A 12,402-nucleotide genomic window follows, 5' to 3' on the forward strand; every position below is an offset into this window, starting at 1 on the left:
ACGTCGTCAGACAACGCTACGCAGCCCTACCGGCCGTTCGGTAGTAGTTGCCCTGTCTGAAACCCTTTGAGATTGACCGCATCCTGAAGCCGGATGCCGCTGGCGAGAGCCAGGCTCTCCAGGTAGAAGCCCAGATCAATCGGGTCGGCCTCTCGGTAAATCCCTGTGGCTTTGTCTGTATGCGATATGAAAAGCTGTGAAGGCTTTGGCCACACCTCGATGTTGGACGAGATTTCAACGACCAGCTTTTTGGTTTCGCGCCGTTTGATCATGAACCGCAGGCGAGAACCATGCTCGCTGACCACAGCACCGGCGTTTCGGATCATTTCGGCCTGATCGGGCCGTACTGCAACGAGGACTTCGACAATCCCCTGCGTGATCAACTCGAGCGTCTCCCGCCCGTCGAGAAAGTCAGGAGGCACCCCAACTTGAACATACCGATGCCACCACGACTCGCCCCGAGGCTCATCAAGCAACTCAATGTCGCCCGCCGCAACAGACGGGTTAAAAAGAACATAAAGTTCGGGATAGGCGCCAAGGCTGAACTGCAGGCTGCGCAAATACCACGCCAATCGGCGCCCGTATGCGACTGCCCCTTCCTGCCCCTTTATATACTTGTGGTCCCGGCGCGCCCCGGCAAAAAGCCTGATATTTGTGATCAGTGATGGCCGGCCGTCTTTGGTCATGCAGCGATATCAGCAGCATGATCCGTCAATTTGCAAGTGGCAGTGGGCAAGCCACACCTCGGACCAGCTTTCCGTGCCCCCCCTTGCTCGTCACATCCCCTGACGCTACGTCGGTAGCATCGCCAAACTGGCCATGCCGGCAAAAAGGAATGAACTTGCCCTTTCCCAATATTGATCCCATCGCCTTTGCCATCGGCCCCTTTGCGGTGCGCTGGTATGCGCTGGGCTATCTGTTCGGCGTCGGCCTCGGCGCCGCCTATGGCTATTTGCTGCTGGCCAACAGCCGTCTCTGGCACAAGGGCGAACCGCCTTTTGCGGCCAAGGAGATCTGGGACTTTGCCTTCTGGACCATGCTGGCGATCGTGCTCGGCGGCCGCGTCGGCTATGTGCTGTTCTACAACCTGCCCTATTATCTCGCCAACCCGAGCCAGATCATCAACACGCTCGATGGCGGCATGTCCTATCACGGCGGCATGCTCGGGCTGATGCTGGCGGTCGCGCTGTTCACCCGCTTCAAGGGCAACGGCAACTGGCTGAGCGGGCTCGATCTCATCGCCTCGGTCTCCACCATCGGCATCTTCCTCGTCCGCATCGCCAACTTCATCAATGCAGAGCTCTATGGCGCGCCGACCACCCTGCCCTGGGGCGTGATTTTCCCGACCGATCCCGAACAATTGCCGCGCCACCCCAGCCAGCTCTATGAAGCGGCGCTCGAGGGCCTGCTGCTGTTCCTGCTCATTCGCCTGGCAACCCATGTCTTCTATGCCCTGCGCCGGCCCGGCATGGTCGCCGGAATATTCGGGGTGGGCTATGGCCTGTCGCGCATCGCGGTGGAGTTCGTGCGCCTGCCCGACAGCCAGATCGGCTATCTCTATGGGGGCTGGCTAACCATGGGCATGGTGCTGAGCATTCCGCTGGTGCTGGCCGGCCTGGGCCTGATGGCCTATGCGGCCACCCGCAAACAGAGCACGCTGCGGACCCCGGCATGACCGACGCCCCTACCCTGCCCGAACTGATCGACATGCAGATCCGCACCAGCGGACCCATGTCGGTAGCCAACTATATGGGGCTCTGCCTCACCCATCCGTCCAAGGGCTATTACAAGAATGCCGACCCTCTGGGCGCCAAGGGCGATTTCATCACCGCGCCGGAAGTCAGCCAGATGTTCGGCGAACTGCTGGGCTTCTTCTTCGTCAATCTCTGGCAACAGATGGGCAGTCCCAAGGCTTTCACCCTGCTCGAACTCGGACCGGGACGCGGCACGCTGATGGCCGACATGCTGCGCGTCGCCTGCCGTGCCGAGGGGTTTCGCGACGCGCTGGATCTTCGCCTGTTCGAGACCAATCCGGCGCTGATCGCCGAGCAGAATGCGAGGCTGGAGCCATACGATCCCAAATGGATCGACGCCTTCGAAAAGGTCGGCGACGGCCCGTTGCTGGTGGTGGCCAACGAGTTCTTTGACGCCCTTCCCATCCGCCAGTTCGTTCGCATGGACGATGGCTGGCATGAGCGCATGGTGGGCCTGAGCGAAGGCCGGCGCAGCTTCGGACTCAACCCGACCCCGATTCCGCCCGGAGCCATGCCAGAGGCCGTTGCGGACGCCGCGCCCAACAGTGTGTTCGAAGTGGGCCTGGCCAATGGCGAGGTGATGAAGCGCCTGGCGGACATCATCTCGACCCAGGGGGGAGCGATCCTGGCCGTGGACTATGGCTATGCCCGCACCCAGACCGGGGAAACCCTGCAAGGCGTGCGCCGGCATCAATATGCCGACGTGCTCGACGCGCCGGGCGAGACCGATCTGTCCGCCCATGTCGATTTCGAAGCGCTGGGGAATGTGGCCGCAAAGGCGGGCCTGGCAGTGCAGCCGCTGGCGACGCAGGGGCAGTTCCTGACCCGACTGGGCCTCGACGAACGCACCAAGGCGCTGAGCGCGAACAATCCCGGTTCGGCACGCGATATCGCGGCCGCCAGGGAGCGGCTGGCTTCGCCCGAGCAGATGGGCGACTTGTTCAAGGCCTTCTGCGCTGCCAGCCCGGGCCTGCTGCCACCGGGATTTGCGCCATGAACGTGCCCTTCGAACAGAGCCAGACGATGGTGGCGATGCCTTCGCTGCGTCACGGCTTTTTCGGCCGCCAGGGCGGGCACTCCGAAGGCGAGTTCGCCTCCAACAACATGTCCATCGCCCTGGGCGACAAGCCGCATCTGGCCGAGGCCAATCGCGCCGGCGCGGCGCAGGCACTGGGCTATCTGCGCCAAAACCTCTATCTGCTCAAGCAGGTGCATTCGCCAACCGTGCGGGTCCTGACAGACTATCCGGACAATGACGTGCCGGTTGAGGCTGACGCCATGGTGACCCGGCTGCCGACCCTGGCGCTGGGCATATTGACCGCCGATTGCACACCAATCCTGCTTGCGGACGAACAGGCCGGAGTCATCGGCGCCATTCATGCCGGCTGGCGCGGCGCGGTCGATGGCATCATCGGCAATACCATCGCCGCGATGATCGAACTGGGCGCCGCCACGGCCCGGATCGTCGCCGCTATCGGCCCGACCATCAGCGGCGAAAACTACGAAGTCGGGCCGCAATTCATGACCGAATTTGTGGCGCTGCAACCCGATGGCTGGCGGCATTTCCATGTGCCGCCCGGCAAGCGCGCACATTTCGATTTGCCTGGTTTTGCAGAGGCCCAACTGCGCACTGCCGGCATCGAGGACGTGGACCGTGTCGGCGGTTGCACCTATGCCCATCCCGACCGCTATTTCTCCCACCGCTACGCCACCCATCAGGGAACAACGACTGGACGCCAGGTCGCCATCATCGGCATGACGTAATTCTTTACCCATCATCCATTTGTTGCGTTGCGCGGCCGATGGGGACTCGCTAAAGCTGCCCGCGAAACTGGATACCCCCGCCGCCGGGGCGTAGTTGAGACAGGATCGCGCCCATGAAGCTGGTGACCGGCAATTCCAACCGAGCCCTTGCCCAGTCTATCGCCAGCTATCTCGAGCTTCCACTTACAGATTGTACGGTCAAGCGCTTCGCGGACAAGGAAGTCTTCGTCGAGGTTCATGAAAACGTCCGCGGCGAGGACGTGTTCATCCTGCAATCGACCAGCTTCCCGGCCAACGACAACCTGATGGAACTGCTGATCCTGACCGACGCGCTGCGCCGATCCTCGGCACGCCGCATCACCGCTGTCCTGCCCTATTTCGGCTATGCCCGGCAGGACCGTCGCGCCACCGGACGCACGCCGATCTCGGCCAAGCTCGTCGCCAACCTGATAACCGAGGCTGGCGTCAATCGCGTCATCACGCTTGATCTGCACGCCGCCCAGATCCAGGGCTTTTTCGATATCCCGACCGATAATCTCTACGCCGCTCCGATCATCACGCGCGATATCCTGGACAACTACAAGCTCGACCACACCATGATCATCTCGCCCGACGTCGGCGGCGTGGCCCGCGCCCGCGCCGTCGCCCAACGGCTCGGGACCGATTTGGCGATCGTCGATAAGCGTCGCCCCAAGGCTGGTGTCTCGGAAGTGATGAACATCATCGGCGATGTATCCGGACAGTCCTGCATTCTCATCGACGATATCGTCGACAGCGGCGGGACGCTGGTCAACGCCGCCGAAGCCCTGCTGAAGGCCGGTGCCAAGCAGGTCTCCGCCTATATCACCCATGGCGTGCTCTCCGACGGCGCATCGGAGCGGATCGCGGCTTCCAAGCTCAAGGAACTGGTGGTGACGGACTCCATCGAGGAGACCGAAGCCCAGCGCAAGGCCGGCAATATCCGCCGCCTCGCCATCGCCCCGCTGATCGGCGAGGCCATCGCCCGCACGGCGAGCGAACAGAGCGTGTCGAGCCTGTTCGACTAGACTGCTGCCGAAGGCAAAATCGCTCCAGTGGAGCGATTTTAGCTGGCTAGGCCATGAGAGCTACGCTCGAATGGCACGACGGTGCCGCACACCCCGCACCAGACAAAATTCGCAAGCTGTCGAAATCCGCTCATCTCGCGCGACATTGCCATGACGGGCTATGCTTCCCCGCTGGTCGAGAGATGAAGTGGCGTCGGCTGCAATGCAGTTCTCGGCCGCGGCCATTCGGGCGAAGCCCTCATGGCCTCCTCACCTAAAATCGCTCCACTGGAGCGGTTTGCCTGCGGCCGGTTCGAAGCATTGCCCTGAAGGGCTATGGTGCCCGCAACGAGGAGATGCGCGATGAAGTTTCTGCTGATGCTTTTTGCCGACGAGAAGGTTGGATCGACGATCCCGCCCGAACAGATGACCGGTTTCATGGGCCAGATGCGGGCCTATCAGGAAACCTTGGAAAAAGCCGGCGCCTTCATATCGACCGCCGGACTGACACCCACTTGGGATGCCAAGACCATCAAGCTCGACCAGGGCGAGCTCAAGGTCCATGACGGTCCATATGCCGAGACGCGCGAGCAGTTCGGCGGCTATTTCATGATCGAGGCGCCCGACATGGACAAGGCGATCGAACTGGCGGCCCTGTGTCCCGCCGCCACCTGGGGTTCCATCGAAATCCGCGCCTTGGCCTAGGAGAGCGGCATGAAGACGTTCATGGGTATCTACATCGGTTCCGCTACCACCGCCGAAAAAGCCAACTGGGATGCCGACGACGGTGCGGCGCGCGAAAAACGCATGGGGGCTGCAAGGCAGGCCTGGGGCGAATGGGCGGGCAGGCTTGGTGATGCCATTGTCGACCATGGCGCGCCGCTCGGCGCCACCCTGCGGGTATCGCCTGAGGGCATAACGCCGATCCACAATGCCTGCACTGCCTATGTGATCATGCAAGCCGAGACCCATCAGGCGGCGGCCGAGATGTTCAGGGACCATCCGCATTTTACCTTGATGCCTGGCGATTCCGTCGAGGTCATGGAGTGCCTGCCAATGCCGGGGACACCATCCAGACAATAGATCGAGGTTTTTTGTTGCCGTGAGTCGAAAGCCGGACCGCCTCCCCGACATTGAATCATCGGGACCGATCAGTTCCGGTGCAACAGTGGAGAAAGCCAATGAAATTCATGCTGCTGATCCATGGCAACGAAGAAGCCATGAACAACGCCACCAAGGTGAATGCGACCGGGATGAGTCCGGAATACGCCGCCTACAACGAGGCACTGATCAAGGCCGGCGCCATGCTCGCGGGCGAACGCCTGCGGCCGACCACCACGGCCGCCAGCGTCCGCGTTCGCAACGGCAAGACCGAGGTACTGGATGGCCCCTATGCCGAAACCAAGGAGCAGTTCGGCGGCTATTACATCATCGAAGCTGCCGATTTCGACACCGCGATGGGCTGGGCGCAGAAATGCCCCGCCGCCAATTTCGGCACCATCGAAGTGCGTCCCGTGATTCAGGGCTGAGGAGAACGACCATGCAATACATGATGCTGATCCATCACGACGACGAAGCCCTCGCAAAGGCGCCGCCCTCGCTCTGGGGGGAGTATGCGGCCTTCAACGAAGCGCTGGTCAAGGCCGGCGGTACGCCGGGCCTGCGGCTCGACCACTCCAGCAAGGGTCGCTCGGTGACGCTGCGCAACGGCAAGCCCGAACTGCTCGACGGCCCCTATGCCGACACCAAGGAACAGTTTGCCGGCTATTTCATGCTCGATCTGCCCGATATCGATGCCGCCGTCGAATGGGCGGCGCGCTGCCCCAGCGCGCAATATGGCACCATCGAGGTGCGGCCGATCTGGCCGACACGGGAGCAGTAGATGATCGCCGACGAGGCGCGCCAGGCAGCCGAGCGGGTCGCCCGCGACAGCTATGGCCGCCTCGTCGCCTTTCTCGCCGCCCGCACCCGCGACGTTGCGGGGGCCGAAGATGCGCTGGCGGAGGCTTTCGCAAGCGCCCTCAAATCCTGGCCGGACGACGGTGTTCCGGCCAATCCCGATGCGTGGTTGCTGACGGTCGCTCGCCGCCGCCAGACCGACGCGGCGCGACGGCGGCAGACCCGCACCGCCGGGGAGGTACATATCCAGCTCATGACCGAAGAACTCGAAGAAGCTGCGGCCAATCCCGAAATCATCCCCGACCGACGCCTCTTGCTGATGTTCGCATGCGCCCATCCCGATATCGAAGCCGGCATGCGGGCGCCGCTGATCCTGCAGACCATTCTCGGCCTCACCGCCATCGACATCGCTGCAGCCTTCCTCATCCCGCCGGCCACCATGGGCCAGCGCCTGGTGCGCGCCAAAGCGCGCATCAAGGAGGCGGGCGTCCCCTTTGCCATTCCCGAGCGAGAAGACCTGGCCGAGCGGCTCGATGCCGTTCTGGAGGCCATCTATGCCGCCTATGCCAAGGGCTGGACCGAAATCGGCGATACAGCCGCCGAACGGCTGACCGACGAAGCCATCTGGCTCGGTCACCTCGTGGTGTCGCTGCTGCCCGACGAGCCGGAAGCCAAGGGAATGCTGGCGCTGATGCTCTACGCCGAGGCACGGAGGCAAGCCCGGCGCGACGCAGGCGGCGCCTATGTGTCCCTGGAGGAGCAGGACATCACGCTGTGGGATGAGCCGCAAATCGTCACCGCAGAAGCGCTGCTGCATGATGCCAACGCAGCCGGCCCGACCGGCCGCTACCAGATCGAGGCCGCCATTCAGTCGGCCCACATCGCCCGCCGGGTCAGCGGGCGTGCCAATTGGGACGCGGTGGTGGCGCTCTACGACGTGCTGCTGCGGTTGACACAGTCGCCGGTGGTCGTGCTCAACCGCGCCGCCGCCCTGATGGAAGTCCAAGGCCCTGAGGCCGCCCTGGCCAGCCTCGACACCATCGCCGACGACAGGCGCATGGCCGATTACCAGCCGTATTGGGCTGCCCGCGGCCATCTGGCGGCGCGCGCCGGCCGCAAGGCGGAGGCGCATGAGGCGCTAACCCTTGCCATCGGTCTGGCCACCGACGAGGCCGTACGCCAGTATCTGAGCGGCCAGCGCAGCAAGCTGCAGGACGGCTAGGCCCTTCCCGCTTGCCCCTTCCGCCCCTTTCGGCTATAGCCCCGCCCATGAAGCGCTCGTCACCCCTGGAGGACGGGCGCGTATGCTGTTGTAGTGACGCATACACCAACCAGAATGGATATTTCCATGGCTGCGACGACTAAGGTGCTCAAGGCACAGGCGCGTGAGGGAGTGGGCAAGGGGGCCGCTCGTGAACTGCGTCGTCAGGGACTCGTTCCTGCTGTTATCTACGGTGACAAGAAAGCCCCCGTCACCATCTCCCTCGCCTACAAGGATGCACACAAGTACATCTACGCTGGCGGTTTCCTGAGCCACATTATCGAACTCGATGTGGACGGCACCAAGCATCGCGTGATTCCGCGCGACTACCAGCTTGATCCGGTCAAGGACTTCCCGCTCCATGTGGATTTCCTCCGCATCGGTAAAGGCTCCAAGCTCAATGTCCAGGTGCATGTGAACTTCATCAATGAAGAAGCCAGCCCGGGCCTCAAGCGCGGCGGCACCCTGAACATCGTGCACCACACGCTCGACCTGACTGTCGATGCGGACAACATCCCCGAGGAAGTGACCGTCGATCTGACCGGCCTCGACATCGGCGACACCATCCACATCTCTTCGATCAAGCTGCCCTCCGGCGCCGTCGATCACAGCCACGAAGACGACGTGACCATTGCCACCATCATCGCGCCGTCGGCTCTCAAGTCGGCCGGCGAAGAAGATGAGGCTTCCGAAGCAGCCGAAGCCGAGCCCAAGGCCGAGTAATCGTCCTTTCGCCGTCTTTCTGCTAAGAGTTCGAGGCGGCCTTCGGGTCGCCTCTTTCGTTTCTGGAGTACGAGATGAAGCTGCTTGTCGGCCTGGGCAATCCCGGCAACCAATATGAAGGCAACCGCCACAATATCGGCTTCATGGCGCTCGACGCCATTGCGCGCGCGCATAACATTACCCAGTTCCGCTCCAAGCATGCCGGAAGTCTTGCCGAGGGGACCATCGCTGGCGAGAAGGTGATCCTGCTCAAGCCGCAGACCTTCATGAACCGCTCGGGCGACAGCGTCCAGCAGGTCGCCAAATTCTACAAGATCGAACCGGCCGACATCATCGTCTTCTATGACGAACTCGATCTGGCGCCGGGCAAGGTGCGGGTGAAAATCGGCGGCGGCAATGGCGGCCATAATGGCCTGCGCTCCATCGATCCGCAGATCGGGCTCGACTACAAGCGCGTCCGCCTCGGCATCGGCCACCCCGGCAAGGAATATGTCACCCATCATGTGCTAGGCGACTTCGCCAAGGCCGACCAGGACTGGCTGGCGCCGCTGCTCGACAGTATCGGCAAACATGCCGACATGCTGATCAAGGGCGACGATAGCGGCTTTATGAACAAGCTGGCGCTGACGACCAGGGCCACTGACGAGCCTGCCGAAAAATCGGCCCCCAAGGCACAGAGCCACATCAGGCAGGCCCGTCCTGCCAAGCCCCAGGTCAAGCTGCCCGAGGCCGGTCCGATGGCCAACATGCTCAAGAAGCTGTTCGGAAGCGACCATTAGCCCGCCTGCACGCGCATTGACATCTGGCGCGATCCGAACCAAGTGGAGGCCAACAGTTTCCGGAGCTTCCCCATGGGTTTCAAGATGGGCATTGTCGGCCTGCCGAATGTCGGCAAGTCGACCCTTTTCAATGCGCTGACACGCACCGCGGCCGCCGCCGCGGCGAATTTTCCTTTTTGCACCATCGAGCCCAATGTGGGCGACGTGCCGGTGCCCGATGCGCGCCTGCAAAAGCTCGCCACGATCGGCAAGTCGATCAACGTGCTGCCGGCGCGCATGAGCTTTGTGGACATTGCGGGCCTGGTGAAGGGCGCCTCCAAAGGCGAAGGCCTGGGCAACCAGTTCCTCGCCAACATCCGCGAATGCGACGCCATCGCCTATGTGCTGCGCTGCTTTGAGGACGGCAACATCATCCATGTCGCCAACAAGGTCGATCCGCTCGCCGATGCCGAGGTGGTCGAGACCGAGCTGATGCTGGCGGACCTCGAAAGCCTCGAAAAGCGCCGCACCGGCGTCGAGAAGAAAGCCAAGGGCAACGACAAGGACGCCAAGGTCACCCTCGACCTGATCGACCGCTCGCTGGTGCTGCTGCGTGAGGGCAAGTCGGCCCGCTTCGTCGAGCGCTCCGCCGAAGAGGAGAAGGCCTTCCAGGAACTGCAGTTGCTGACCAGTAAGCCGGTGCTCTATGTCTGCAATGTGGACGAGGGTTCGGCCGAGCACGGCAATGCCATGAGCAAGGCCGTGGAGGCCTATGCCCACGCCAATGGCGCTGGTGTGGTCATCATCTCAGCCGAGATCGAAAGCCAGCTGGCCCAGCTCCCCGATGCCGAACAGGCCGAATACCTCGAGAGCTTGGGCCTGCACGAAGCCGGCCTCAACCGGCTGATCCGCGAGGCCTACGGACTGCTTGGCCTGCAGACCTATTTCACGGTCGGCCCCAAGGAAACCCGCGCCTGGACCATCCACAAGGGCGACAAGGCCCCCGCGGCTGCCGGCGTCATCCACTCCGACTTCGAGCGCGGCTTCATCCGCGCCCAGACCATCGGCTTCGAGGACTTCGTGACACTCGGCGGCGAAGTGGCTGCCAAGGAAGCCGGCAAGGCGCGCGACGAAGGCAAGGAATATGTCGTCAAGGACGGCGACGTGATGCTGTTTAAATTCAATACCTAGCGTCGCCGGCCTTCGGCCGGAAAAACGCTCCAGTGGAGCGTTTTTAGACGCTAAGGCCATGAGACCTATGGTCGAATGGCCCGGCGGTTTAACGCACGCGATTTCTGCGCCACGGTCCACGACCTCAGGATGGATCCGGCTCAAGGCCGGGATGACATCGAGTTGGGCATGACCAACAGAGATTAGTCCGGGCGGTACCTGTTCAGTACCTCTCCAATCTCTTCCTCGCTGGCAAAAACGCCCCGCTCTGAAGCGGCAATACCCGCCAGTACCTCGTCCAGCCCTTCCACCGCCCGGACCTCGGCCAACCGCCGCTTCGAATAATCATCGTCCCAGCACACCGCGGCCTCCCAAGCCGCCGACGCCTGCGCGGCGATGTCCAGCGCCTCGCCCTCCAGCCCGGCGGCGTTGTGTGGCAGGTCGAGATCGAGATCAGCCACATCGACATGTGCTTCGTCCCAGTCGATCAGGGCCACGCGATCGGCGGTCATCCGAATATTGCGCGGATTGGCATCGCCATGGATCACGGCCATTGGCCGTCCGGCGAGCCGCGCCCAGGCCGCCCGGCAGCGCGCCACGCCGTCTTGCGGCATGGCCAGGAGGTTGACCCGCGTCCCGGCATCGGCTTCGAGCAGATCGATGGAACAGCGCCAGCCGGGCCTTTGCGGCCAATCCGCCGTCAATCGGTGCACCTCGCGCAGCGTCTCGGCCACGAGCACCCAGTCGGCTGCGGTTTCGGGCGGGCCGCCCGGTAAGAATTTCATCACCACCAGACCATCAACGAACAGCCGGCCATCCGTGGTCGGGATCGGCACCGGCACATAGAGGCCATGCCGGTCGAGATGCTGCAGCAGTTCTGCTTCCCATGCGAGGTCCGCATCGCTCCGCGTCCCCAGCCGCCCGACGGCGATCTCGCCGTTGACCCACACGCTCCACACATCGTTGGCCACGCCGCCGGTTAGCTTTTCCAGCCGCACCGCGTCCTCGCCCCACTGCCGCAATGCCTCCCAGCCCATCACCCTACCCCTCGATCGTATCCTTCCGCATCTGGCTCGGCGTCATACCGTATGCCTTGCGAAAGTGCTCGTAGAACTGGGTCTGGCTGACGAACCCCGCCTGGAACGCCACATTGGCGACCGACAGGCTGCCGTCGAACAGCAGCGAGCGAGCGCGGATCAGGCGCATGCGCGTGACGAATTTCTGCACCGAGATATGCATCACCTTGGTGAAAAGGTTGGTGGCATAATTGGGGTGCAGGCCCACCACTTTGGCAATGTCCTCGGCGCTGAGCGGATCGGTGATGTTCTCCACGATATGGCGCACCATGCGCACCACGTAGCGCACCGGCGAGCCGGTGCGGGTGCGCGTGCCTGTCGTTTCCACCCAGGCCGGCAGCAGCGTGTCCCAGCCGGTGATGGCGGCGCGGCGGAACATGGTGCCGATCTCCGAGCGCACGATATCGGTGCGCAGGGCATTGCCGCTGCGATAGTCCTGGTGCCAGCGGTCCAGCGTCTCGAGCCCGATGCAGTCGGGATTGAGCTGGATGACGCCACCGCCCATCAATGTCTCGGTGAGGCGGCCGAGTTGCGGCATCTCAAGGAAGGCGTCCATCGGCAGGTAGATGTTGAGCTGGCGCCCATCCCCGATCTCGCTGAGGCCGACCGTCTGGTGCGGTATGCCGGCCCAGAAGGCCACCAGCCGGTCTGACCCCACCAGCACCGGCCCGCCGTCGAAGACATAGTCCATGCTGCCGCGCGTCAGCCAGTTGAACTCGATATGGCCGTGAACATGTGGCTGCGGCATGATCTGGGGCGCGAAGGAGCGGATGCCGAACCGACCAAAGGCCTTGCCCGAGGAATAAAAGCTCCGATCCGGCCGGGGTGTCGGCCGGGGAGCCTTGTCGCGCGCGCGGCGCGGTTGGACTGCGCTATCAACAATCATACCTATCCCGCCGATTTCTTAGAAAACCGGAATAAGTCTCTATCATCCCGGATTGTTTCAACAATGGCAAGGCGTAGGATTTTGGC

The 12,402-nt window shown here is 63.0% G+C and carries 14 protein-coding genes and 1 pseudogene; 12 read left to right on the forward strand and 3 right to left on the reverse strand.

Annotation, left to right across the window (positions count from 1 at the left end; all coding sequences use genetic code 11):
• Positions 1-26 precede the first annotated feature (26 nt).
• Positions 27-686, reverse strand: a complete 660-nt coding sequence (locus tag V6M52_RS07955; RefSeq protein WP_332700639.1) for a hypothetical protein — start codon at positions 684-686, stop codon at positions 27-29.
• Positions 687-835: 149 nt separating this feature from the next.
• On the opposite strand from V6M52_RS07955, the gene lgt reads away from it, so the two are divergent.
• The 12 genes from lgt to ychF all read left to right on the forward strand — a co-directional run bounded on the left by lgt (position 836) and on the right by ychF (position 10,375).
• Positions 836-1,675 carry a prolipoprotein diacylglyceryl transferase gene (gene lgt / locus V6M52_RS07960; RefSeq protein WP_332700640.1) on the forward strand — a complete coding sequence of 280 codons (840 nt, stop codon included), beginning with the start codon at positions 836-838 and terminating at the stop codon, positions 1,673-1,675.
• Entirely contained in the window at positions 1,672-2,751 is a 1,080-nt protein-coding gene (locus V6M52_RS07965) for a class I SAM-dependent methyltransferase (protein ID WP_332700641.1), read from the forward strand. Before lgt ends, V6M52_RS07965 begins: the two co-directional genes overlap by 4 nt.
• Entirely contained in the window at positions 2,748-3,518 is a 771-nt protein-coding gene (gene pgeF, locus V6M52_RS07970) for a peptidoglycan editing factor PgeF (RefSeq protein WP_332700642.1), read from the forward strand. The genes V6M52_RS07965 and pgeF overlap by 4 nt, the downstream gene beginning before the upstream one ends.
• A 113-nt stretch (positions 3,519-3,631) precedes the next feature.
• A complete protein-coding gene (locus tag V6M52_RS07975; RefSeq protein WP_332691567.1) occupies positions 3,632-4,564 on the forward strand; it encodes a ribose-phosphate pyrophosphokinase in 933 nt (310 codons plus the stop codon).
• A gap of 342 nt (positions 4,565-4,906) precedes the next feature.
• Complete coding sequence (locus V6M52_RS07980) at positions 4,907-5,248, forward strand: YciI family protein (protein ID WP_332691564.1); 342 nt, start codon at positions 4,907-4,909, stop codon at positions 5,246-5,248.
• Between the two features lie 9 nt (positions 5,249-5,257).
• Positions 5,258-5,626, forward strand: a complete 369-nt coding sequence (locus V6M52_RS07985; protein ID WP_332700643.1) for a hypothetical protein — start codon at positions 5,258-5,260, stop codon at positions 5,624-5,626.
• 98 nt (positions 5,627-5,724) lie between these two features.
• Positions 5,725-6,072, forward strand: coding sequence for a YciI family protein (locus V6M52_RS07990; RefSeq protein WP_332691558.1), 348 nt, complete (start codon positions 5,725-5,727; stop codon positions 6,070-6,072).
• A gap of 11 nt (positions 6,073-6,083) precedes the next feature.
• Positions 6,084-6,425, forward strand: a complete 342-nt coding sequence (locus V6M52_RS07995; protein WP_332691555.1) for a YciI family protein — start codon at positions 6,084-6,086, stop codon at positions 6,423-6,425.
• Positions 6,426-7,664, forward strand: coding sequence for an RNA polymerase sigma factor (locus tag V6M52_RS08000; RefSeq protein WP_332700644.1), 1,239 nt, complete (start codon positions 6,426-6,428; stop codon positions 7,662-7,664). It abuts the gene before it with no gap.
• A 126-nt stretch (positions 7,665-7,790) separates the two neighbouring features.
• Positions 7,791-8,426: a 50S ribosomal protein L25/general stress protein Ctc gene (locus tag V6M52_RS08005; protein WP_332691549.1), complete on the forward strand. Its 636-nt coding sequence runs from the start codon at positions 7,791-7,793 to the stop codon at positions 8,424-8,426.
• Positions 8,427-8,500: 74 nt separating this feature from the next.
• The gene (pth, locus tag V6M52_RS08010) at positions 8,501-9,205 is read left to right on the forward strand and encodes an aminoacyl-tRNA hydrolase (protein WP_332700645.1); all 705 of its coding nucleotides are present in this window, start codon (positions 8,501-8,503) and stop codon (positions 9,203-9,205) included.
• Between the two features lie 72 nt (positions 9,206-9,277).
• Complete coding sequence (gene ychF / locus V6M52_RS08015; RefSeq protein WP_332691543.1) at positions 9,278-10,375, forward strand: redox-regulated ATPase YchF; 1,098 nt, start codon at positions 9,278-9,280, stop codon at positions 10,373-10,375.
• A 287-nt stretch (positions 10,376-10,662) separates the two neighbouring features.
• Here the strand turns inward: ychF and V6M52_RS08020 are convergent.
• Together V6M52_RS08020 and V6M52_RS08025 are read right to left on the reverse strand one after the other, a co-directional pair.
• Positions 10,663-11,391, reverse strand: a pseudogene (locus V6M52_RS08020) (phosphotransferase enzyme family protein); the annotation flags it as partial.
• Positions 11,392-11,395: 4 nt separating this feature from the next.
• Positions 11,396-12,316 (reverse strand): helix-turn-helix domain-containing protein, encoded by a 921-nt coding sequence (locus V6M52_RS08025; RefSeq protein ID WP_332691540.1) that lies wholly within the window; start codon positions 12,314-12,316, stop codon positions 11,396-11,398.
• Positions 12,317-12,402 lie beyond the last annotated feature (86 nt).

It is taken from the genome of Devosia sp. (assembly GCF_036676215.1).
Taxonomy (GTDB): domain Bacteria; phylum Pseudomonadota; class Alphaproteobacteria; order Rhizobiales; family Devosiaceae; genus Devosia.